General features: G+C 60.1%; 17 protein-coding genes and 2 tRNA genes. 13 read left to right on the forward strand and 6 right to left on the reverse strand.

From position 1 onward, the window contains the following. The first annotated feature begins 5 nt into the window (after nt 1-5). The 3 genes from hflX to hflC all read left to right on the forward strand — a co-directional run bounded on the left by hflX (nt 6) and on the right by hflC (nt 3,439). Nucleotides 6-1,307 (forward strand): ribosome rescue GTPase HflX, encoded by a 1,302-nt coding sequence (gene hflX / locus DCO47_RS00355; RefSeq protein WP_042607805.1) that lies wholly within the window; start codon nt 6-8, stop codon nt 1,305-1,307. A gap of 96 nt (nt 1,308-1,403) precedes the next feature. Further along, nucleotides 1,404-2,570: an FtsH protease activity modulator HflK gene (gene hflK, locus DCO47_RS00360; RefSeq protein ID WP_024011368.1), complete on the forward strand. Its 1,167-nt coding sequence runs from the start codon at nt 1,404-1,406 to the stop codon at nt 2,568-2,570. Further along, on the forward strand, nt 2,570-3,439 hold the full coding sequence (gene hflC / locus DCO47_RS00365; protein WP_016771945.1) for a protease modulator HflC: 870 nt from the start codon (nt 2,570-2,572) through the stop codon (nt 3,437-3,439). Before hflK ends, hflC begins: the two co-directional genes overlap by 1 nt. Before the next feature lie 17 nt (nt 3,440-3,456). Here hflC and DCO47_RS26890 read toward each other — a convergent pair whose 3' ends face one another. Continuing rightward, nucleotides 3,457-3,702 carry a hypothetical protein gene (locus DCO47_RS26890; RefSeq protein WP_133247382.1) on the reverse strand — a complete coding sequence of 82 codons (246 nt, stop codon included), beginning with the start codon at nt 3,700-3,702 and terminating at the stop codon, nt 3,457-3,459. A gap of 49 nt (nt 3,703-3,751) precedes the next feature. Here DCO47_RS26890 and DCO47_RS00370 point away from each other — a divergent pair, with 49 nt between their 5' ends. The 3 genes from DCO47_RS00370 (at nt 3,752) to DCO47_RS00380 (ending at nt 8,357) form a co-directional block, all read left to right on the forward strand. Next, nucleotides 3,752-4,939, forward strand: coding sequence for an ATP phosphoribosyltransferase regulatory subunit (locus DCO47_RS00370; protein WP_042607806.1), 1,188 nt, complete (start codon nt 3,752-3,754; stop codon nt 4,937-4,939). Between the two features lie 54 nt (nt 4,940-4,993). Next, entirely contained in the window at nt 4,994-6,283 is a 1,290-nt protein-coding gene (locus DCO47_RS00375) for an adenylosuccinate synthase (RefSeq protein ID WP_042607807.1), read from the forward strand. Nucleotides 6,284-6,422: 139 nt separating this feature from the next. Next, nucleotides 6,423-8,357, forward strand: a complete 1,935-nt coding sequence (locus DCO47_RS00380; protein ID WP_116657195.1) for a methyl-accepting chemotaxis protein — start codon at nt 6,423-6,425, stop codon at nt 8,355-8,357. Nucleotides 8,358-8,448: 91 nt separating this feature from the next. Here the strand turns inward: DCO47_RS00380 and DCO47_RS00385 are convergent, their stop codons facing one another. From DCO47_RS00385 to DCO47_RS00400, 4 genes are all read right to left on the reverse strand, one after another. Then, nucleotides 8,449-10,014 (reverse strand): iron ABC transporter permease, encoded by a 1,566-nt coding sequence (locus DCO47_RS00385; RefSeq protein ID WP_116657196.1) that lies wholly within the window; start codon nt 10,012-10,014, stop codon nt 8,449-8,451. Beyond that, nucleotides 10,014-11,024 carry an extracellular solute-binding protein gene (locus tag DCO47_RS00390; RefSeq protein WP_016771941.1) on the reverse strand — a complete coding sequence of 337 codons (1,011 nt, stop codon included), beginning with the start codon at nt 11,022-11,024 and terminating at the stop codon, nt 10,014-10,016. Before DCO47_RS00390 ends, DCO47_RS00385 begins: the two co-directional genes overlap by 1 nt. 185 nt (nt 11,025-11,209) lie before the next feature. Further along, nucleotides 11,210-11,296 (reverse strand) — tRNA-Leu (locus tag DCO47_RS00395). A gap of 180 nt (nt 11,297-11,476) precedes the next feature. Then, nucleotides 11,477-11,563, reverse strand: a tRNA-Leu gene (locus DCO47_RS00400). 225 nt (nt 11,564-11,788) lie between these two features. Between DCO47_RS00400 and rnr the strand changes: the two genes are divergently transcribed. The 7 genes from rnr to dnaB all read left to right on the forward strand — a co-directional run bounded on the left by rnr (nt 11,789) and on the right by dnaB (nt 19,081). Then, nucleotides 11,789-14,419, forward strand: coding sequence for a ribonuclease R (gene rnr / locus DCO47_RS00405; RefSeq protein WP_064363092.1), 2,631 nt, complete (start codon nt 11,789-11,791; stop codon nt 14,417-14,419). Further along, nucleotides 14,416-15,180 carry a 23S rRNA (guanosine(2251)-2'-O)-methyltransferase RlmB gene (gene rlmB, locus DCO47_RS00410; RefSeq protein ID WP_024011372.1) on the forward strand — a complete coding sequence of 255 codons (765 nt, stop codon included), beginning with the start codon at nt 14,416-14,418 and terminating at the stop codon, nt 15,178-15,180. The genes rnr and rlmB overlap by 4 nt, the downstream gene beginning before the upstream one ends. Before the next feature lie 306 nt (nt 15,181-15,486). Further along, nucleotides 15,487-15,909 (forward strand): 30S ribosomal protein S6, encoded by a 423-nt coding sequence (rpsF, locus tag DCO47_RS00415; protein WP_016771938.1) that lies wholly within the window; start codon nt 15,487-15,489, stop codon nt 15,907-15,909. Between the two features lie 29 nt (nt 15,910-15,938). After that, nucleotides 15,939-16,169, forward strand: a complete 231-nt coding sequence (gene rpsR / locus DCO47_RS00420) for a 30S ribosomal protein S18 (RefSeq protein ID WP_002551829.1) — start codon at nt 15,939-15,941, stop codon at nt 16,167-16,169. Nucleotides 16,170-16,205: 36 nt separating this feature from the next. Continuing rightward, nucleotides 16,206-17,099 (forward strand): hypothetical protein, encoded by an 894-nt coding sequence (locus DCO47_RS00425; RefSeq protein WP_042608968.1) that lies wholly within the window; start codon nt 16,206-16,208, stop codon nt 17,097-17,099. An 18-nt stretch (nt 17,100-17,117) separates the two neighbouring features. Next, nucleotides 17,118-17,564 carry a 50S ribosomal protein L9 gene (gene rplI, locus DCO47_RS00430; RefSeq protein ID WP_003221136.1) on the forward strand — a complete coding sequence of 149 codons (447 nt, stop codon included), beginning with the start codon at nt 17,118-17,120 and terminating at the stop codon, nt 17,562-17,564. 119 nt (nt 17,565-17,683) lie between these two features. Beyond that, on the forward strand, nt 17,684-19,081 hold the full coding sequence (gene dnaB, locus DCO47_RS00435; RefSeq protein ID WP_016771936.1) for a replicative DNA helicase: 1,398 nt from the start codon (nt 17,684-17,686) through the stop codon (nt 19,079-19,081). A gap of 42 nt (nt 19,082-19,123) precedes the next feature. Here dnaB and DCO47_RS00440 read toward each other — a convergent pair whose 3' ends face one another. Next, nucleotides 19,124-23,518, reverse strand: coding sequence for an NEL-type E3 ubiquitin ligase domain-containing protein (locus tag DCO47_RS00440; protein ID WP_256590067.1), 4,395 nt, complete (start codon nt 23,516-23,518; stop codon nt 19,124-19,126). Nucleotides 23,519-23,539: the final 21 nt, after the last annotated feature.

The following is a 23,539-nucleotide window of genomic DNA, read 5'->3' on the forward strand; positions in this document are numbered from 1 at the left end:
CTCCTTTGTTCTTTGAGCGCCACGGTGGTGGTGAGCGAGTCATCCTCGTTCACTTGGATGGACAGGACCCTGAGGCGCGCGAAGATCCGCAGGAGTTTCAGGAGTTGGCAAATTCGGCTGGCGCCGAGACCGTTGCGTTTTTTAACGTGCCGCGTCATCGGCCAACCGCCAAATATCTGATCGGCAGCGGCAAGGTCGAGGAACTGCGCGACCTGGTCAAGGCTGAAGAAGCCGATCTGGTGATTTTCAATCACATCCTCACGCCCAGTCAGGAACGCAACCTCGAACGTGTTTTCGAGTGTCGCGTGATCGACCGCACCGGGCTGATTCTCGATATTTTCGCTCAACGCGCACGTACCCATGAGGGCAAGCTGCAGGTCGAACTGGCCCAGCTTGACCACATGAGCACGCGACTGGTTCGCGGCTGGACTCACCTTGAACGTCAGGGTGGCGGCATCGGTATGCGCGGCCCGGGTGAAACCCAGCTGGAAACCGACCGCCGTCTGTTGCGGGTCCGTCTGCGCCAGATCAAGGGGCGGCTGGAGAAGGTGCGCAGTCAGCGCGAGCAGTCGCGCCGTGGCCGATCCCGTGCGGACATTCCTACCGTGTCGCTGGTGGGCTACACCAACGCCGGCAAATCGACACTCTTCAACAACGTGACGAAATCCGACGTGTACGCGGCCGATCAACTGTTCGCCACACTCGACCCGACCCTGCGCCGCCTGGAGCTTGACGACCTCGGTCCGATTGTCCTGGCCGACACTGTGGGCTTCATTCGTCACCTGCCGCACAAGCTGGTCGAGGCATTTCGGTCTACGCTCGAAGAGTCGAGCAATTCCGACCTGTTGTTGCACGTGATCGATGCGGCTGAACCGGATCGCATGTTGCAGATCGAGCAGGTGATGGTGGTGCTGGGCGAGATTGGCGCTCAGGACTTGCCGATCCTGGAGGTCTATAACAAACTCGATTTGCTTGAAGGCGTCGAGCCGCAGATCCAGCGCGATGCCGATGGCAAGCCGCAACGGGTCTGGCTGTCGGCGCGTGATGGCAGTGGTCTGGAGTTGCTCGAACAAGCGATCGCCGAGTTGCTCGGCAGTGACCTGTTCGTGGGGACCTTGCGCCTGCCGCAACGATTCGCTCGACTGCGTGCGCAGTTCTTCGAACTCGGAGCGGTGCAGAAAGAAGAATACGATGAAGAAGGTGTCAGCCTGCTGGCCGTTCGTTTGCCCCGGATCGAGCTGAATCGATTGGTAAGCCGCGAAGGATTGCAGCCGATGGAATTCATCGAGCAACACACTTTGCAATAAAAGCCTGAAAAAGCGGTTGTGCCGCGACGGCAGGCATTCTGTAGCATTGGTCGGCGCGCCGTGGGTGCGTCTTTGCTTTATCAGATGGAGAGCGCTATGGCTTGGAATGAGCCGGGTGGCAACTCGAATAATCAGGATCCCTGGGGTGGCAAGCGCCGCAATAACGGCGACCGCAAGGGACCACCGGATCTCGACGAGGCCTTCCGAAAGCTGCAGGAAAGCCTGAACGGGTTGTTCGGTGGTGGTAAGAAACGCGGTGATGACGGCGGCGGTTCCGGCAGGAGCAGTGGCGGCTTCGGCGGTCTGCTCGGCATCGGCCTGGTCGTGCTGGCGGCCGTCTGGCTGTACAGCGCGGTTTACGTGGTGGACGAGCAGGAGCAGGCCGTGGTGCTGCGCTTCGGCAAGTACTACGAGACTGTCGGCCCGGGCCTGAACATCTACTTCCCGCCGATCGACAAGAAGTACATGGAGAACGTGACGCGTGAGCGTGCGTACACCAAGCAGGGCCAGATGCTGACCGAAGACGAGAACATCGTCGAAGTGCCACTGACCGTGCAGTACAAGATCAGCAACCTGCAGGACTTCGTGCTGAACGTCGATCAGCCGGAAATCAGCCTGCAGCACGCGACCGAAAGTGCACTGCGTCACGTGGTCGGTTCCACCGCCATGGACCAGGTGCTGACCGAAGGCCGTGAATTGATGGCGAGCGAAATCAAGGAGCGTCTGCAACGTTTCCTCGATACCTATCGCACCGGTATCACTGTCACCCAGGTCAACGTACAGAGCGCAGCGGCACCGCGTGAAGTGCAGGAAGCCTTCGATGACGTGATCCGCGCCCGTGAAGACGAGCAGCGCTCGCGTAACCAGGCCGAAACCTACGCCAACGGCGTGGTGCCGGAAGCCCGTGGTCAGGCCCAGCGCATCATCGAGGATGCCAACGGTTACCGCGACGAGACCATCTCGCGCGCCAAGGGTGAGGCCGATCGCTTCACCAAGCTGGTCGCCGAGTATCGCAAGGCTCCTGAAGTCACCCGCGAGCGTCTGTACCTGGACACCATGCAGGAAGTCTTCAGCAATACCAGCAAGGTCCTCGTGACCGGCAACAAGAACGGCCAGAGCAATCTGCTCTACCTGCCGTTGGACAAGATGATCCAGAACAGTTCGGGTAATGCACCGGTGACCGGTTCGGCCGCCAGCAACAACACGGACGTCACGCCGCATGTCACTGACGTGCCGCAGACGCGTACAAGGGAGACCCGCTGATGAGCAATAAATCGCTGATCGCCCTGATCGTTGGCGTCGTCGTGGTATTGGTGGGCTGGAATTGCTTCTACATCGTCGCTCAGACCGAGCGCGCGGTGCTGCTGCAATTCGGTCGTGTGGTTCAGGCCGATGTCCAGCCGGGTCTGCATGTGAAGGTGCCTTACGTCAACCAGGTGCGCAAATTCGACGCGCGCCTGCTGACGCTGGATGCACCGACGCAGCGCTTCCTGACCCTGGAAAAGAAAGCCGTGATGGTCGATGCCTACGCCAAGTGGCGGGTGAAAGATGCCGAGCGCTTCTACACCGCGACTTCGGGTCTGAAGCAGATCGCCGACGAGCGTCTGTCCCGTCGTCTGGAATCCGGTCTGCGTGACCAGTTCGGCAAGCGCACCCTGCACGAAGTGGTGTCGGGTGAGCGTGATGCGCTGATGGCTGACATCACTGCATCGCTGAACAAGATGGCGGAAAAAGAGCTGGGTATCGAAGTGGTCGATGTGCGGGTCAAGGCCATCGATCTGCCGAAAGAAGTGAACCGCAGCGTGTTCGAGCGCATGAGCACCGAGCGTGAGCGTGAAGCTCGCGAGCACCGCGCCAAGGGTAACGAGCTGGCCGAAGGCATCCGTGCCGACGCCGATCGTCAACGCCGCGTGTTGCTGGCCGAAGCCTATCGTGAATCCGAAGAGGTTCGCGGTGACGGTGATGCCCAGGCTGCAGCGATCTACTCCAAGGCCTACGGTCAGGATCAGGAGTTCTACGGTTTCTACCGTAGCCTGCGTGCCTACCGTGAAAGCTTCGCGAACAAATCCGACGTCCTGGTCCTCGACCCAAGCAGCGACTTCTTCCGTTACCTGGAAAAAGCCAAGCCTTGACACGACGTTGACCTGAATCATTCCGCCCGGCGGCTAAAACCTCGGGCGGGGTGATCCTTTCGGAAAACGTGTGTATGATGCGGCAGCCGGGAAATTCCCGGCTTTTTTGCGTCTGCATGTTTGATTGCTGTTTTTGTTGCAGGCGTCGGGTTGAACGGCCCGAGCGTTTTTCGAGGAAAGTGATGGGCGAAGCCGGTAACAGGCCTTTCGCTGCGTCGTTCATGCGCGTGCGTTTTGAACGCCCCGGTCATTTTCTGCTTCACTCAAGGCTCGCCCTCGTGCTGGCCGCCCGGATCAAAGGGGAATGGCGTAATGGCAACGGTAGACCGCTGGCTGCTGCCAGATGGCATCGAAGAAGTACTGCCACCGGAGGCGGCGCGCATTGAAGTCGCGCGTCGTCAGGTGTTGGATCTGTTCCAGAGCTGGGGTTACGAGTTTGTCGTGACTCCCCATATCGAGTACCTGGAATCCCTGCTGACCGGCGCGGGCCAGGACCTGGATCTGCGTACCTTCAAGGTCATCGACCCGCAATCGGGCCGGCAGATGGGTTTCCGCGCCGACATCACGCCACAGGTCGCGCGTATCGATGCGCACACCCTGCGTCGCGAAGGTCCGAGCCGTCTGTGCTACGCCGGCAGCGTCCTGCACGCCCAGCCCCGTGCATTGTCGTCCTCGCGCAGCCCGATCCAGCTGGGCGCCGAGTTGTACGGCGATGCCAGCCCGAGCAGCGACGTCGAAGTCATCAGCCTGATGCTGGCCATGCTGCAGCTGGCCGATGTGCCGGATGTGCACATGGACCTCGGGCATGTCGGCATCTACCGTGGTCTGGCGCGCGCCGCCGGTCTATCCGGTGAAGTCGAGCAGCAGTTGTTCGATGCCCTGCAGCGCAAGGCCATCGATGAAGTGATTACCCTGACCGAAGGTCTGCCGGCCGATCTGTCGGGCATGCTGCGCGCCTTGGTTGATCTGTGTGGCGGCCGTGAAGTGTTGAATGCTGCGCGCGAGCGTCTGGCCAATGCGCCGGCGCCGGTTCTGGCGGCGCTGGAAGATCTGCTGGCGATCGCCGAGCGGCTTTCCGTGCGCTTCCCGCAGTTGCCGTTGTATTTCGACCTCGGCGAATTGCGCGGCTATCACTACCACACCGGTGTGGTGTTCGCGGTGTTCGTGCCGGGCGTTGGTCAGTCCATCGCTCAGGGCGGTCGTTACGATGACATCGGCGCCGACTTCGGTCGCGCGCGTCCGGCGACTGGTTTCTCTACCGATTTGAAAACCCTGGTGACCCTGGGGCGTGCTGAGATCGAGCTACCGTCTGGCGGTATCTGGATGCCTGACAGTACGGATGCGGCACTCTGGCAGCAGGTTTGCCAGTTGCGCAGTGAGGGTCAGCGTGTCGTTCAGGCGTTGCCTGGACAACCTTTGGCCGCCGCCCGTGATGCGGACTGCGACCGGCAATTGATTCAGCAGAACGGGCTTTGGCAAGTATCGCCACTGGCTTCTTGAGTTTTCCTGCCGGCCATCGCCGGCACCAAGTTTGCGCGAATGAGGACAAGTGTTATGGGTAAGAATGTCGTAGTCCTGGGCACCCAGTGGGGTGATGAGGGCAAAGGCAAGATCGTTGATCTGCTGACCGAACATGCTGCCGCCGTAGTGCGCTACCAGGGTGGCCACAACGCGGGTCACACGCTGGTGATCGACGGCGAGAAAACCGTTTTGCACCTGATTCCGTCGGGCGTGCTGCGCGAAGGCGTGCAATGCCTGATCGGCAACGGCGTGGTGGTTGCACCTGACGCCCTGCTGCGCGAGATCACCAAGCTGGAAGAGAAAGGCGTCCCGGTGCGCGAGCGCCTGCGTATCAGCCCGTCCTGCCCGCTGATCCTGTCCTTCCACGTCGCGCTGGACCAGGCCCGTGAAAAGGCCCGTGGCGAGCTGAAGATCGGTACTACCGGTCGCGGCATCGGCCCGGCTTACGAAGATAAAGTTGCCCGTCGTGGCCTGCGTGTCGGCGACCTGCTGAACATGCCACGTTTCGAAGACAAGCTGCGTGAACTGGTGGACTACCACAACTTCATGCTGGTCGGTTACTACAAAGAGCCAGCCATCGAGTTCGAAAAGACCCTGGCCGAGTGCAAGGAATACGCTGAGCTGCTCAAGCCGCTGATGCTCGACGTGACCGCCGAGCTGCACGACCTGCGTCGTGCCGGCAAGGACATCATGTTCGAAGGCGCGCAAGGTTCGTTGCTCGACATCGACCACGGCACCTACCCGTACGTGACCAGTTCCAACACCACCGCTGGTGGCGTAGCGACCGGTTCGGGCGTTGGTCCGATGTTCCTCGACTACATACTGGGCATCACCAAGGCTTACACCACCCGCGTCGGCTCCGGCCCGTTCCCGACCGAGCTGTTCGATGACGTCGGCGCGCACCTGGCCAAGCAAGGCCACGAGTTCGGCGCCACCACTGGCCGCGCCCGTCGTTGCGGCTGGTTCGACGCCGTCATCCTGCGTCGCGCTATCGATGTGAACAGCATCTCGGGTATCTGCCTGACCAAGCTGGATGTGCTCGACGGTCTGGAAACCATCAACATCTGCGTCGGCTACAAGGATGCCGAAGGCAATGCCGTTGCCCCGACCGATGCGGACAGCTACGTAGGCCTGCAGCCTGTGTACGAAGAAGTGCCGGGCTGGAGCGAATCGACCGTGGGTGCCAAGACCCTGGAAGAGCTGCCGGCCAATGCTCGCGCTTACATCAAACGCGTTGAAGAGTTGATCGGCGCGCCGATCGACATTATTTCGACGGGTCCGGACCGCAACGAAACCATCGTCCTGCGTCATCCGTTTGCCTGATAAGTCGTTGATGCGAAAAACAAAGGCCCCTTAATCGGGGCCTTTGTCGTTTATGCCTGTTGGACGGCATGACCTTTGCTGTGAATCTGTCTACAAGAGTGCCATCAAATTAATGGCGTCAGAAGTAGAGGGATTTAAAGTGTCAGCCGTTCTCTCACTGTTACAAAGCCGTTTGTTGCGGCCGGTGTTCGTTACCCTTGGTATCGCCCTTTTGGTGCAGGTGCTGGTCGCAGTCGCCCTGACGCGGAGCACGGTCACGGCGCTGGAAGCCGATCTGGCCGTGCGCCTGGGTGCCGACAGTCAAAAGCTCTCCGCTGAACTGGAGCAGGCCGGGCGTGAAGTGACCTCGAGTCTTGATGCGTTATCGGCCAGCACTCGTCAGCGCCTGACCGCCGGTTTGTCTGCCCGCCTCAAAGAAGAGCAGGCGCAACTACGGGCGACCCTCGAAAAGGATCTCAAGGATTCGGCCAACGACATGGCGCAGTTGCTTGCATCCGTAGCGCCGCGTGCCATGTGGGACAGCGACGTACCGACGCTGTCGGAGTTCGCCCGCCGTGCCCAGCGCAACCCCAACGTGCTGTTCGTGGTGTACGACGACGCCACCGGCCAACATCTGACTCGTTATCTCAATCGCGAAAACCCGATCAACAAGGCCTTGCTGGAAAAAGGCCAGGGCGAGCGTGCGCTGGATAAAGTGCTGGATGCGGCGAAAAACGATCCTTCGGTTTACTACCTCGAAGCCTCGATCAATCCCAACGGCGTGGAAATCGGCAAGGTGCTGATGGGGGTTTCCACGGCGTCGGTGGAAACCGATCTGGCCGAGCTCGACAAGCGTTTCCTTGCGCTGATTGCCAGCAGCGATCAACTGGTCGGCGACAGCCTCAAAGGCGCTGCCGCGGACAGCGCCAAGGCCATGCAGGCACGCCTGCAATCGGCACAGGCCACCGCTGGCGAAATGAAAGCCAACACCGCACAGACCGTTCAAGAGGCGGCTGCGACTTTGCGCTGGCGCATCGGCCTCGGCCTGGCGCTGGTCGGTTGCGGCGTGCTGCTGTTGCTGGCGGTGGTGCTGGGTCATCGGGTGGTCAATCGCCTGAAAATGCTCAACGCGGCGATGGATGATCTGGCGGCAGGCGAGGGCGATCTCACCAAGCGTGTGCAGATCAACAGCAAGGATGAGATTGGTGACATGGCGTCGGCGGTCAATCGCTTCGTCGACAAGTTGCAGCCGATCGTGCGCGAGGCGGGCGACGTCGCTCAGCGCACCGGCGTGGAAATCGGTGCAATGACCTTGCGCAATGCCGGCGCCGATGCGGCTGCCGGGATGCAGCGCGATGAGGTCGCAGAAAGCCTGCGCGCTCTGTCGCAAATGGCCGACGAGGCGCAGTCGGAAAGTCAGGCGATGCAGGCGGCGCTGAAGCAGGTTGTCGACATTCGCCAGGCCACTGATGAGAACACTCGTACTTCCGCCAAAGTCGGCAGCCTGATTGAGGCACTGGCAGGGCAGGTCGATACCGGAGCGAAAGTCATCGAGCGGCTGGCGCAGCAGAGCGAACAGATCGAAGTGGTGCTGACGGTCATTCACGGCATCGCCGAGCAGACCAATCTGTTGGCGTTGAACGCAGCGATCGAGGCAGCGCGGGCCGGTGAGACTGGACGTGGATTCGCTGTGGTCGCAGATGAAGTGCGTGCCCTGGCGAGCAAGACGCAAAGCTCCACCGGCGATATTCAGGCGCACATCGTCGCTCTGCAGCAGGGCGCGCGTGAAGCGGTCGAAGCGATTGGCCAGGCCGGACGGCAGGCCAGCGAAGGTTTGCTGGTATTGCGCGACAGTGCGCGGTTGCAGCAGTCGGTGCAGGCTTCGGTTGAGCAGGTGCATGCGGCGATCGGTCTGGCGACGCAAGCGGCAGCGCATCAGGCGCAGGGCGCGCAGGCAGTGCGGGGGCGTGTCGAGACGATCCATGCACAGGCCGAAAAAGCGGCGCAGGCAGTGGTGGAAACCACGGCCAGTGGCAAGGTGCTGGATGGTCTGGCGGCGCAGCTGAAAGCCAGTCTGGGGCAGTTCCGCGCTTGATGTTGGCTGGGCTGGCCGTATCGCGAGCAGGCTCACTCCTACATTTGGAATACGTTCCCCTATAGGAGTGAGCCTGCTCGCGATAGCTGTTTCAGCGGCTCAAATACATCCGCGTCGTCAGCAGATATACCGGCAGTCCGGAGACCAGAATCAACAACGCCGCATACGGCGCCGCTGCCGCAAACTCGACATTCGCCGTGTGCGCCCAGACCTCTGTCGCCAGCGTATTCAGTCCAGTCGGACTGAGCAGCAACGTCGCCGTCAATTCCTTCATCGCATCGAGAAACACCAGCGCAAACGCCGCGCCCAGTGCCGGGAAAATGATCGGCAGGGTCACCCGGCAAAACGCCGTGAACGACGACGCGCCCAGCGTACGCGCTGCTTCTTCCAGCTGCGGTGCAGCCTTGTTCAGCGCGGTACGGATCGGCGCTTGCGCCAGTGGCAGGAACAGCAGCGCATAGGCGATCAGCAACAAGCCCGACGTCTGATACAGCGCCGGCACGTAATGCAGGGCGAAATACACCAGCGTCAACGCAATCACCAGTCCCGGCAGCGCGTGCAGCAGATAAGGCAAGCGTTCGGCCCAGATTGCCAATTGGCCTTTATAGCGCACCACCAGCAGTCCGACCGGAACCGCCAGCACCAGGCACAACGCCGCGCCGCCCAGTGACAATGCCAGCGACGACAATAACGCCTCGCTGATCGCTGCTACCGGGAACGCTGCTGACGAACCGACCGCCAGCCAGTACGCCAACATTCCCAACGGAATGCCGCTGCCGATGATCGCCAGCAACAGGCAATACAACTGACCGAGCGCAGCCCACGGCCCAAGCTTTACTTGTTCGGCCTGTCGGGCTGCGCCCTGGCCGGTGCGCACATGCCGGCCCTTGCCGCGCACGCGCAACTCCAGCCACAACAAGAGCAGACACAGCGCCAGCAACACCGCAGAAAGCATCGCGGCATTGGCGTTGCTGAATTCCAGTTCGAATTGCTGGTAGATCGCCGTGGTAAACGTCTGCAGGCCGATGATCGACAGCGCGCCGAACTCCACCAGCATGTGCAGGGCAATCAGCAACGAGCCGGCCAGCAGCGATGGCCACAGCAGCGGCAGGGTGACGCGGAAAAACACGCCCCAGCGATTCTGCCCCAGCGTGCGAGCGGACTCTTCGAGAGAGGGATCGAGATTGCGCAGGGTCGCCGCGACTGGCAGAAAGATCAGCGGGTACTTCGACAGGCTCATCACCAGAATCGCGCCGCCGAGGCCTTCGAACTGCGCACTCAGCGACACCCAGGTGAAGCTGCTGACGAATGCCGGCACTGCAAACGGCAGGCACAGGATCACGCCCCACAGGCGTCGACCTGGCAGATTGCTGCGTTCCAGCAGCCATGCCAGCGACAGGCCGATCACGCCGCAGGTGATCGTCACGCCGATCATCAGTGCCAAAGTATTGCGCAACAGGCCAAACACATACGGGCGCCACAACAAGTGCAACGCCTCGGCCCAGCCGGCCTGCCAGGCTTTCACTCCGACGTAGGCCAGGGGCAACAGGCTCAATACCACCAGTAGCAGAACCGGTAGCACCAGCCAGATCGACGGCCGTTTGCGTCTTGGCACATAACCCCCGCGCGTGGCGGGGGCCGATAACGATGCTGCCATCAGTTCAGGCCAACTTCGCGTTCCAGCTCCAGGGCTTCTTCAGCATTGCCCAGATCCGCCGGAGTGACGTTCGGCGCTTCCAGTTCGCTGAATGGCTTGAGGCCGCGATCCGATTCCATGCCTTTGTGCAGCGGGTATTCGGCGGTGGTTTGGGTGATCACGCGCTGCCCTTCTTCGCTGGCCATGAACGCGAGGAATTGCTGGGCTTCTTTTGGATGTTTGCTGGATTTGAGCACGGCAGCGCTGGACACGGTGATCAAGCCGCCAGCGTCGCCGCCGGTGAAATAATGCAGTTTGGAGTCGAGCTTGCCTTTCTCGCGCTGCAGGGCGAACCAGTAATAATTGTTCACCAGCACCGTGGCGACTTCGCCGTTCTCCACGGCTTTGAGCGCGACCATGTTGTTGCTGTAGGTCTTGCCGAACGCGCGCAGACCGGTCAGCCATTCTTCGGCAGCGTCGCGACCGTGCAGTTTGATGATCGCAACGGCCTGCTCCTGGAAGGCGCCGCTGGTCGGAACGAAACCGACTTTGCCCTGCCATTGTGGCTCGGAGAACTCCATGACCGATTTCGGCAGGTCTTTTTCATCGATCAGTTTCGGGTTGAACGCTACCACGCGCACCCGGGCGGTGACACCGATCCAGGTGCCATTGGCGGCGACATATTTTTCCGGCAGAACCGCCAGTGTGGCGTCATCGGCCTTGGCCAGCAGGCCCTGTTCGCCGAGGTTGTTCAGCGGCGGCGACTCTTCGGTGTAGATCACGTCGGCGGGGGAGCGATCGCCTTCTTCGATGATCTGGCTGGCGAGCTGATTGCTGCTGCCTTTGCGCACGTTGACGTGAATGCCAGTCTTGGCCTCGAAAGCCTTGGCAATCGCATCGCCGACTTCCTTGTGCTGGCCGTTGTAGAGGGTCAGGGAAACCGCATCGGCAGCCTGGGTGAGGGGAGTGGCGAGCGCCAGGCCGAGGAGGGTGAAGGTCAGGCCTCGGCGCAGGGTATTTCGAAACGTCATTCGCAGGGTTCCTCACTGTCGCATTGCAAAAACTTGCAACAATGATAAACGATATTGTTTCTCAAGTGCGGCTTGTGCGGGACAAGGGGGTCGGGTAGACCTGCGGAAATTCAGGGAGCCAGAAACGCAAAAACCCGCTTTCGCGGGTTTTTGGGAAATCCAAGGCCTGAACCTTGGATTTGAATTGGTGCCCAGAAGAAGACTCGAACTTCCACGACCGTAAGGTCACCAGCACCTGAAGCTGGCGTGTCTACCAATTTCACCATCTGGGCAATCATCGCAAGCGTTGCCGCTGTTGATGTGGCGCACTATACGGAGGCCTTTTTGATCTGTAAACCCCTGATTTGGTTTTAATAAATCAGTGTGAACAAAAGCTTTCCCGCAAATGCAAAAAACCCGCTTTCGCGGGTTTTGTGTGAGTCTTGAAACTGATCTAGTCTCAAACTCGAAATTGGTGCCCAGGAGAAGACTCGAACTTCCACGACCGTAAGGTCACCAGCACCTGAAGCTGGCGTGTCTACCAATTTCACCACCTGGGCATCATCGAAAGCGCTTGTGCGTCGTCGATGGCGCGCACTATACGGAGCGTCTTTTTAACTGTAAACCCCTGCTGCAGAAAAAACTGAATTTTTTTACCAGCGGCGTTCAAAAGCGTATCTGCGCGTCGATACAGGGCCTTGTAAGGCCTTATAGAGTCGGAAATTTCCCGTTTCCCGGCGCCTATGCCAAACTAACCCGCATATAGACAAGGTGAAAACTCTCTAATGGCCGATTGGCAGTCCCTCGATCCCGAGGCCGCTCGTGAAGCGGAAAAATACGAAAACCCTATTCCCAGCCGCGAACTGATCCTGGCGCACCTCGCCGATCGGGGTTCGCCTGCTGCCCGCGAGCAACTGGTCGAAGAGTTTGGTCTGACCACAGAAGACCAGATCGAGGCCCTGCGCCGCCGCTTGCGCGCTATGGAGCGCGACGCTCAATTGATCTACACCCGCCGCGGCACTTACGCGCCGGTGGACAAGCTCGACCTGATCCTTGGCCGCATCAGCGGTCACCGTGACGGCTTCGGCTTCCTCGTGCCGGACGACGGCAGCGACGACCTGTTCATGAGCCCGGCGCAAATGCGCCTGGTGTTCGACGGTGACCGTGCACTGGCGCGGGTTTCCGGGCTCGACCGGCGTGGTCGCCGCGAAGGCGTGATCGTCGAAGTGGTATCCCGCGCTCATGAAACGATCGTCGGCCGCTACTTCGAAGAAGGCGGCATCGGTTTCGTCGTTGCCGACAATCCGAAGATCCAGCAGGAAGTGCTCGTCACCCCGGGCCGCAATGCCAACGCGCAGATCGGTCAGTTCGTCGAGGTGAAGATCACCCACTGGCCAACACCGCGCTTCCAGCCTCAGGGCGATGTGGTCGAAGTGGTCGGCAACTACATGGCGCCGGGCATGGAAATCGATGTTGCCCTGCGCACTTACGACATTCCGCACGTCTGGCCTGAAGCCGTTCTGAAGGAAGCCGGCAAGCTCAAGCCGGAAGTCGAAGAGAAGGACAAAGAGAAGCGCATCGACCTGCGCCATTTGCCGTTCGTCACCATTGACGGCGAAGATGCCCGCGACTTCGATGATGCGGTCTACTGCGAAGCCAAACCGGGCAAACTGCGTCTGTTCTCCGGTGGCTGGAAGTTGTACGTGGCGATTGCCGACGTTTCCAGTTATGTGAAGATCGGCTCGGCGCTGGATAACGAGGCTCAGGTTCGCGGCAACTCGGTGTATTTCCCCGAGCGCGTGATCCCGATGCTGCCGGAACAGCTGTCCAACGGCCTGTGCTCGCTGAACCCGCAGGTCGATCGTCTGGCCATGGTCTGCGAAATGACCATCTCCAAGTCCGGCGAAATGACCGACTACTGCTTTTATGAGGCAGTGATCCATTCCCACGCCCGTCTGACCTACAACAAGGTCAGCGCGATGCTGGAAACGCCGAAAGCTACCGAAGCGCGCAAATTGCGTGGCGAATACACCGACGTCGTGCCGCACCTCAAGCAGCTCTACGCGTTGTACAAAGTATTGCTGGCGGCCCGTCATGTGCGTGGCGCGATTGATTTCGAAACCCAGGAAACCCGGATCATCTTCGGTTCCGAGCGCAAGATTGCCGAAATCCGGCCGACCGTGCGCAACGATGCGCACAAGCTGATCGAGGAATGCATGCTGGCGGCCAACGTCGCCACCGCCGAATTCCTCAAGAAGCACGAAATTCCTGCGTTGTATCGCGTTCACGCCGGCCCGCCGCCAGAGCGTCTGGAAAAGCTGCGCGCTTTCCTGGGTGAGCTCGGCCTGTCCCTGCACAAGGGCAAGGACGGTCCGTCGCCGAAGGATTACCAGGCCCTGCTGGCCAGCATCAAGGATCGTCCGGATTTCCACTTGATCCAGACCGTGATGCTGCGTTCCTTGAGCCAGGCGGTGTACAGCGCTGAAAATGACGGTCACTTCGGCCTGAATTACGAAGCCTATACCCACTTCACCTCGCCGATCCGTCGTTACCCGGACCTGCTCACGCACCGCGCGATCCGCAGCGTGATCCATTCCAAACAGGACACCCCGCACGTTCGTCGTGCCGGTGCGATGACCATTCCCAAGGCGCGCATCTATCCGTACGACGAAGCGGCGCTGGAGCAACTCGGCGAGCAGTGCTCGATGAGCGAACGCCGCGCCGACGAAGCGACCCGCGACGTGGTGAACTGGCTCAAGTGCGAGTTCATGAAGGATCGCGTCGGCGAGTCGTTCCCGGGCGTGATCACCGCTGTGACCGGTTTTGGCCTGTTCGTCGAATTGACCGACATTTACGTCGAAGGCCTGGTGCACGTCACTGCGCTGCCGGGCGATTACTACCACTTCGATCCAGTGCATCACCGCTTGGCGGGCGAGCGTACCGGTCGCAGTTTCCGTCTTGGCGACACCGTTGAAGTGCGGGTCATGCGCGTTGATCTCGACGAACGCAAGATCGACTTCGAGATGGCGGAAAAAACCATCAGCGCGCCGATCGGTCGCAAGAAACGTGGCACCGAAACCGCTGCGCCTGCTGCCAAGGCTTCGGAAGAAAAGGCTCCAGCGAAAACCGCCAGCCGTCGTCCGGCCAAGGAAAAGGTTGCCGAAGCCTATCGCCCGAGCGATGCCGTGGCGAAAAACGCCGAGCTGCGCAAAAGCCGTGAATTGAAGAAGGCCTTGTTGGCCGATGCGAAAAACGGTGGTAAAGCGGCGTCCGGGGGAAAGACCGGGCGGTCGGCGCCTGACAGGGCGACCGACGGCAAGCCAGCCAAGCCGAGCAAACACCGTAAGGGCCCGCCAAAAGCGGGTTCCGCTCCAGCCAAAAGCGGCGGGGCGCGTAAACCGAAGGCGAAGTCATGAGTCAGTTGGAAAAAATCTACGGCGTTCACGCGGTAGAAGCGTTGCTGCGTCACCACCCCAAACGCGTCAAGCAGATCTGGCTGGCGGAAAGCCGCAACGATCCGCGCGTGCAGACGCTGGTCGAACTGGCCAACGAAAACCGTGTGCAGGTCGGCCAGGCCGAGCGTCGCGAAATGGACGCCTGGGTTGAGGGCGTGCATCAGGGTGTGGTCGCGGAAGTCAGTCCGAGCCAGGTCTGGGGCGAGGCGATGCTCGACGAGTTGCTCGATCGTACTGAAGGCGCGCCGCTGTTGCTGGTACTCGACGGCGTGACCGATCCACACAACCTCGGCGCCTGCCTGCGTTCGGCCGATGCGGCCGGGGCACTGGCGGTGATCGTGCCGAAAGACAAGTCGGCCACGCTGACCCCGGTTGTGCGTAAAGTCGCCTGCGGCGCAGCGGAAGTGATTCCACTGGTGGCCGTGACCAACCTGGCACGCACGCTGGAAAAGCTTCAGCAGCGCGGCCTCTGGGTAGTCGGCACGGCCGGTGAAGCCGAGGTCAGCATTTATGACCAGGACCTGACCGGCCCGACCATCCTGATCATGGGCGCCGAAGGCAAAGGCATGCGTCGCCTGACCCGTGAACATTGCGACTATCTGGTAAACCTGCCGATGGCCGGCAGCGTCAGCAGCCTCAACGTCTCGGTCGCCACCGGCGTGTGCCTGTTCGAGGCCCAGCGCCAGCGCGGTGCAAAAGCCAAGGCTGCCGCGAAAAAATAAGCTTCACGCAATCAATTGTAGGAGTGAGCCTGCTCGCGATAGCGGAGTTACATTCAGCACATAAGTTGAATGTTGCACCCTCATCGCGAGCAGGCTCACTCCTACATTGCTTTGCGCCAAGGCGAAGATCGGTGGTTGTTCAAATAATCACCAATTGCCTTGCACCTCTTCTGTCCCTTCTCTACAATTGCGCCCCTTGCTGTGACGGCAGGCACGCATGTGCCCCGCGCCAGCAAGTCCATAAGTGTCATTCACTCCTTGTCTGACCGTTTTTGAGCGGCAGGCTACAACCCGTAAGGAGCATTCATGCGTCATTACGAAATCATCTTTCTGGTCCACCCGGATCAGAGCGAGCAAGTCGGCGGCATGGTTGAGCGTTACACCAAGCTGATCGAAGAAGACGGCGGCAAAATCCACCGTCTGGAAGACTGGGGCCGTCGTCAACTGGCCTACGCAATCAACAATGTTCACAAGGCTCACTACGTGATGCTGAACGTTGAGTGCACTGGCAAGGCCCTGGCCGAGCTGGAAGACAACTTCCGCTACAACGATGCAGTGATCCGTAACCTGGTCATCCGTCGCGACGAAGCCGTTACCGGCCAGTCCGAGATGCTCAAGGCTGAAGAAAACCGCAGTGAGCGCCGTGAGCGTCGCGACCGTCCTGAGCACGAAGGCGCCGAAGGCACCGACAGTGATGACAGCGACAACAGCGATAACGCTGACGAGTAATCCACGGACCTTATTAAGGAGCCTATCAAATGGCACGTTTCTTCCGTCGTCGTAAATTCTGCCGCTTCACCGCTGAAGACGTGAAAGAGATCGATTACAAAGATCTCAACACTCTGAAAGCCTACGTATCCGAGACCGGCAAAATCGTTCCAAGCCGCATCACCGGTACCAAAGCTCGTTATCAGCGTCAGCTGGCCACCGCTATCAAGCGCGCCCGCTTCCTGGCCCTGCTGGCCTACACCGACAGCCACGGCCGCTGAGACCGGGCAGTCGACAAGTAGCAAAGGATTGAATGCATGCGCGCCTTAGCTGAGTTCATCATGCGAGGCCGAATGCAGGCCACTCTCGTGGTGGCCGGATGTGCAACATTGCCGTTGTTGTATTGGTTGGGTGCTGCCGCCGGGAGCCTTGTGCTGCTGCGGCGCGGATTGGCGGACGCCCTTGGCGTTCTGTCCCTGGGACTGCTGCCAGCCTTGATCTGGTGGCTGTATGCCGACGACCCACGGGCACTTCTGGTGCTGCTGGGGTCTGCGGTGCTTGCGTTGGTTTTGCGCGCAAGCGAATCCTGGGTCCGTACGCTGCTGGTCAGCGTAGTGATCGGAGTGGTGTTTTCAGTGGTGCTCGGGGTCGCGTTTGCGGCCCAGATCGAGATGCTCGCACAGGCCCTTATAAAGGTCATGCCGGCGCTTCTCGGTGAGACCTACAAGCAATTGTCGGTCGATGAGCAAGCGCGTTTCGCGTCCCTGATTGCACCGGTCCTGACCGGACTGATTGCGGCCTTGTTGCAGATCGTCAGCGTGCTGAGCCTGATTGTCGGGCGGCATTGGCAGGCGTTGTTGTACAACCCGGGTGGTTTCGGTCGCGAGTTTCGCGCCATCCGCATCCCGCTGGGGCCGGCGATGTTACTGCTGGCGTTGATGCTTCTGGGCCCGAATCTCGGTGCACAGATGGCCATGTTGACGCCGTTGTGCAGTGTACCGCTGGTGTTCGCCGGGCTGGCCCTGATTCATGGGCTGGTCGGGCAGAAGCGACTGGCCGGTTTCTGGCTGGTGGGGTTGTACGTCACGCTGCTGTTGTTCATGCAGCTGATCTATCCGTTGCTCGTGGTTCTGGCCATTGTCGACAGCCTGATTGATTTTCGCGGTCGTCACGTGTCGAAAGACACCGACAGCGCGAACGGTGAAGGTTAAAAGTTAGAGGATTTTCACATGCAACTGATCCTTCTGGAAAAAATCGCCAACCTGGGCAACCTGGGCGACAAAGTAAACGTTAAGGCCGGTTACGGCCGTAACTACCTGCTGCCTTTCGGCAAGGCTACCGCTGCGACCGCTGCCAACCTGGCTGCGTTCGAAGAGCGTCGCGCCGAGCTGGAAAAAGCTGCCGCAGACCGTAAGGCATCGGCTGAAAGCCGTGCTGCCCAACTGGCCGAGCTGGAAGTGACCATCACTGCCACCGCTGGCGACGAAGGCAAGCTGTTCGGTTCGATCGGTACTCACGACATCGCTGACGCACTGACCGCTTCCGGCGTTGAAGTGCAGAAGAGCGAAGTTCGTCTGCCGAACGGCACCATCCGCAACGTGGGTGAATTCGACGTGGCCGTGCACCTGCACGCCGAAGTTGAAGCCACCGTACGCGTTGTCGTGGTAGCAGCTTAAGCAACATCGATCGGCTGGCGGCTTGTCCGTCAGACGGTTAACATCGGGCACGATCCTGTTTACAGGTCGTGCCCTTTGTCTTTCTGAATTCCCCGCTTTTCACTAATACTCAAGTGGCCATGAACGATATCTCCGCTCCCGAGCAATACGATCTGCAAACCGCTGCCCTGAAGGTGCCGCCGCATTCCATCGAGGCCGAACAGGCCGTACTCGGTGGTCTGATGCTGGACAACAACGCCTGGGAACGCGTGCTCGATCAAGTCTCCGACGGCGATTTCTATCGACATGACCACCGCCTGATCTTCCGTGCCATCGCCAAACTGGCCGATCAGAACTCGCCGATCGACGTCGTGACCCTTGCCGAGCAATTGGACAAGGAAGGTCAGACGTCGCAAGTCGGCGGCCTCGGCTATCTTGGCGAACTGGCGAAAAACACGCCGTCCGTCGCCAACATCAAGGCCTATGCGCAGATCGTCCGCCAGCGTGCGACGTTGCGCCAACTGATCGGGATCAGCACCGAGATCGCCGACAGCGCCTTCAACCCGGAAGGCCGTACTGCCGAAGAAATCCTCGACGAAGCCGAACGGCAGATCTTCCAGATCGCCGAAGCGCGGCCGAAAACCGGCGGCCCGGTCGGCGTCAACGAGCTGCTGACCAAGGCCATCGACCGCATCGATACCCTGTTCAACACCGCAGACGCGATCACCGGCCTGTCCACCGGCTACACGGATCTCGACGAGAAAACCAGCGGCTTGCAGCCGTCCGACCTGATCATCGTCGCCGGCCGTCCGTCGATGGGTAAGACCACCTTCGCAATGAACCTGGTGGAAAACGCCGTGTTGCGCAGCGAGAAAGCGGTGCTGGTCTACTCCCTCGAGATGCCAGGCGAATCGCTGATCATGCGTATGCTGTCGTCGCTCGGCCGGATCGACCAGACCAAGGTGCGTTCCGGTCAGCTCGAAGACGATGACTGGCCACGCCTGACCTCAGCGGTCAACTTGCTCAACGACCGCAAGCTGTTCATCGATGACACCGCCGGCATCAGCCCGTCGGAAATGCGTGCGCGAACCCGGCGTCTGGTGCGCGAGCATGGCGATGTCGGCCTGATCATGATCGACTACCTGCAGCTGATGCAGATTCCCGGTTCCAGCGGTGATAACCGAACCAACGAGATCTCCGAGATTTCGCGATCGCTGAAAGCGCTGGCCAAGGAATTCAACTGCCCGGTAGTCGCCCTGTCGCAGCTCAACCGTTCCCTTGAACAACGTCCCAACAAGCGCCCGGTGAACTCCGACTTGCGGGAATCTGGAGCGATCGAGCAGGACGCCGACGTGATCATGTTCGTTTACCGTGACGAGGTGTATCACCCGGAAACCGAGCACAAGGGCATCGCCGAAATCATCATCGGCAAGCAGCGTAACGGTCCGATCGGGTTCATTCGGCTGGCGTTCATCGGCAAGTACACGCGTTTTGAAAACCTTGCGCCTGGCAGCTACAACTTCGACGACGACGAGTGACAGCAGGCCGAAATCGATCGGCCCGCTGTCACGCTGCACCGCTTACCCAGTCGCGCCGCTTGGTCCCGGACTTTCATCCGCAGGCGTGCCGTCGACAGCAGGTGCCTCGATGGTCGCTCGGGGCTGCAGTTCCTTGCGCGTCAGCGTTTGAATCAAAGTCGCTTCGACAATCGCCAGCTGCGCCGTCACATCATCGGTTTTTGATCTGTATTGAGCGTCGGTCAGCAGGCGTTGCGCTGACTGGCTGTCCAGCATCTCTTGCCGATCCTGAAACGGCTGGCGGCTCGCATCGAATTGCGCCTGGTATTTGTGAACGATGAAGTCCTGCCAGAAATCCATCGATACCAGCGTCTGAAATTCTTCGGGCGAACCGTCCCGCGCAATGATTTTTTTATAAGCTACCTCCAGCATGGCGGCAGTCACCCCGGCCATGCCGATAAACGTGAGGGATTGCGGTTGAAACGGTAATTGCAGCCGATCCTTGAGGCCAAAGCGATAAGCCATGGTCATTTCATGGGGATCGCGGATGCGCAGGCTGTGGCTGTTTCGCAGCTCCGGGGATGTTGCCGGATTGTCGATGATTGCCTTGCTCGACGCGATCTCTGCCGCCGCAATCTCGTCAACGTGCTTCAAACGAAATAATCCTTTGGACAATTCCACCAATGGCCCGCCCTGCAGGTCCTGTCTGGCCTGCACGCGAGCCTTGTGCGTCATGGCCAGCACCTGCAGGTCGGTGAACGTCGCTGCGGCGAGGTCAGTGCAACCGGCTTCGCATGCGCGAGCGAACAGCTCCCTGCGCAAGGTTCGCGACTGCGGATTGTCTTGGGTGATGACATCGATCACGTCCCAGGCCTGGCGCCGGAAATCGGCGTGGTGAACGCGGCTTGCCAGGATGTTGAAGAAGCCGTCCGAGCCTTCATGTTCGCGCAATGTGCGCCATTGCGCTTTTCTGCGGGGGACTTCATCGACGGTTAATCCCGCGGTCCATTGCGGGTCCGGTTCCATGTTGTTTCTTGCAATGGGGCGCCGGGTAACGGTGACAGACGTCGAGATCAGGTTGGATCTTCGGTTCAGTGGCGTTCTCGCCAGCCTCAGTCGCTCGCCGTAGGCTTGCAACTGCAGGCGGCTGGCGTCAGACAACGGGTTATTGCTCACCAGCGTGCCACTGTTGACCTGAACCGAATGCGCCAGGCGCTCGACGGCCACTGGGGTGACAAACTCAGGAATCGTGGTGATCTGATTGTCGCTCAGATCGATTCTGGTCAGCCTGGGTTGATCGAACAGGCCGGTCGGCCACTGTGAGATTCCGGTGTTCGCCAGACTGGCTTCACGCATATCGGGGATCTGGCTGAAGTCCGGTAGCACGCCAAGATGCGGATTATTGTCTATCCAGAGTGCTCTGAGGGTAGTGCGTTCGGCCAGTATTTGCGCCGTTTCCGCGTTGAGTTCAAGTTGGTTGTTCTGCAAGAACAGCCGCGTCATCCCATGCATTTCGCCCACGGCCGGCGGTAAGTCCCCCAGCCCGTTGCTCGACATGTCGAGCCAGCGCACATGACGAAAGCGGGTGAGGAAACCTTCCGGAGACGCCGTCAGGCTCATTCCGCTCAACCGCAGTGAGCCAACGTGACTGAAGTCCATGCTCAGATCCGGCAGCGTCGGCAAGGTCAGGCCGCTCAAGTCAAGTTCCAGGCCAATTGGCGAGCCATCAAAAGCGTGCACCTGCGCCGTTTCACGCCGCCAGCAACTGATGATTCGATCACGCGCGGTGGTGCGGTCATTGCGGGTCATGGCGTTGATTTGCAGTTCATTGGCACGCACGTAATGCTGCCTGTTGCCAGCGCCGGAAAACACCCAATCGTCGAGCTGGCCTTTCAGCTGTTCGAACTCTTGTTCCAGCGCGAGCAAGCGCGGGGCAACGGTGCCTCGGTCATGATTCCAGATGAATTCTCTGCACTCTTTAATGGTTTTGGCCGGATACAGAGTTCGATAGCGTTGCGCCCTCGAGTTTTCGCTATCGAACACGGCGGGGTGGGCGGGCTCCATCAGTTCGGGGTGAGATTCTTTGAGGCGCTTCCAGTAGCTGTCGAATTTTCGCCAGTACGCAGACGGAAAGTCGTTGCCTTCAAGCCGCGTGACATTGTTGATTCGCGCGACAACGGACAGCGTCTCGGGTGTCGGGTTGAGGTTCGCCTGGGGAACCTCGCTCAAGCGATTGTCGCGCAGGTCCAGGCTGGTCAACCCGGTTTTATCCAGCAGCCCGGCCGGCCACTGATTGAGGCCGGTGTTTTTCAGGTTCAAGACCTGCAAGCCGGGCATGGCGCTGAAGTCGGGCACTGTGCGCAATTGGTTGTTGGACAGATCGATGTGTTTCAACTGATGCAATGCACTCACTGCCGAAGCGCTTTGCTCATCCAGCTTTATCCGGTTTGAACTCAGGTTCAGATGGCTGAGTTTGTCCAGCTCGGCAATCCTGGCGGGTAATTTTTCAAGGCCTGAGTGGACGATGGTCAGGCTTTGCAGATTGGGGCAGTTGGACAGGAGAGTAGTGGCCGTGTCCGACCAGATCACCGAGTCGAGTTCGAGGGTTCTGACGTGACTGAAGTCCACGGTCAGCAACGGCAGCGGGCCGTACATCGGTGGCAGTTTCAGCACGCCATCCGAGTCGCCCAGCCAGCAGCCTCTGATGATTCTTGCCAGGCGCGTTGCGTTGATCCTGTCCGGCCCCATGACGCTGGCCGGGCCGGGTTGACTGTCGGCTATATAAGCTTGCAGTTGCGTTTCCAGCAGTTCGAAACCGGCGATCCGTTGGGCTATCCGAGTCTCGGCGTCATCACCCAGGCCGATCAGATACTCCCTGGCGGCTTGCACATCCTTGTCCGGGTACATGCGTCGTACCATCGCTAATTCAGGAATTTCCCCATCCAGTCTGAACGCATCTGCTCGAGAGTCAGTGCGCATCGATGGAAAATCGTTCGCCACACGCCGCCAGTACACTTCGAGGGATCGCCAATAGCCGGCAGGGAAGGGGTTGCCTTCAATCAGGGTGACCGAGTTGATACGGGCGCTGGCCAAGAATTGATCGCTGGGCGGATTGAGGATCGCCTGCGGAATTTCGCGCAGTTGGTTGTTGCGCAGGTCGACCACCTGCAGTGCCCCCTGCTCGCGCAGACCGCTGGGCCAGCTCTGCAATCCGGCGTTGCTCAGGTTCAATGACCGCAGTTGCGACATGCCGCTGAAGTCCGGCGTTTTTCCGAGCGGGTTACCCGACAGATCCAGTTGTTCGAGCTGGTGGAGCGCGCCGAGTTCTATCGCCGTTTGCTCACTCAGCTCGATGTGATTGGAGTTCAGCTCCAGGGTTTTGAGACCGGACATCTTCGCAATGCCGGCGGGCAGCTTATCCAGAGAGGAGTGGGTGACCGAGAGTTTTTCGAGGTTGGGAAAACTGCCGAGGAAGGTGTCGGCGCTGTCAGTCCAGGCAAGCGCTTTCAACTCCAGCGTGCGTACATGGCTGAAATCGGCAGTCAGTGGGGCGAGGATTGCATCCCCCAGGTCAAGTTTCAGCGTCTCCCCGGTCTGGCGCTTCCAGCAGCGTTTGATTTCTTCGACCGCACGCTCCACCGAGGGGTGCGCAGGGTCGGTGGCGGACTCTGGGGAAGTCTTCTTGATCCAGGCAGCGAGTTCTGCCTTGAGCAACGTGTATTCATTCTCGCGCTGGCTCAGAAAGCTGCTGACGTTTTCCCCCTTCGAGCGCAGAAGTCGAGTGATTCCCTCGCTGTCGAGTGCCGGAAAGAGCTTTTGTGCACGCGACTCAGGGGTACGCAAACGATTGATCGCCGTGGCAAGCCGTTGCAACAGGCCTGGGTGCGCGGGGGCGCCCGACTCGCTACGGAACATGCCGCCGGCACCGCCGACCTCGGTTCCCAGCCAGCCTTCGCGGGCATCGAAAATAATCGGTTCCGACCGCCCCGGACGCGTGGCGATATACGTATTGGCGCTGTCGCGGGCAACCGGATCCTGCGCACGGACGATACGCATCACCGTCGTCGACGGGGTTGACGCATCAACGTCGTGCAGCACTTGATAGCTGTGGTTATCGATCACCGCATACAGTTTGCCGTTGAACCGGTGCAGACCATCGTTGCCGCTTTGCAAGCCGCTGAAGTCCAGCGGTGTACGGAATGCCTCCAGGCGGGTGGCCGACAACGCGATACCGATCGGTTCGAATTGTTCCAGCTCATGCCATACACCTGAACTGGAGTCGCGCAGCAGCACCGGGCCCGAGGGGCTGGACTCGCTGGGCCGTCTGGCTCTGTACAGTCCCGTTTCCGGATCCTTGCCGACCAGTACGATGCCACCGGGCACGTCGACGTACTGACGGCCCTTGTGCGTTCTCAAACCGTCAGCATTGCGATCCGACAAGCCGCTGGCCGCGGGCACCCAGTAGTGCTCCAGGGACTG

The sequence above is a fragment of the Pseudomonas sp. NDM genome, assembly GCF_003105095.1.
GTDB classification, from domain to species: Bacteria; Pseudomonadota; Gammaproteobacteria; order Pseudomonadales; family Pseudomonadaceae; genus Aquipseudomonas; species Aquipseudomonas moraviensis_A.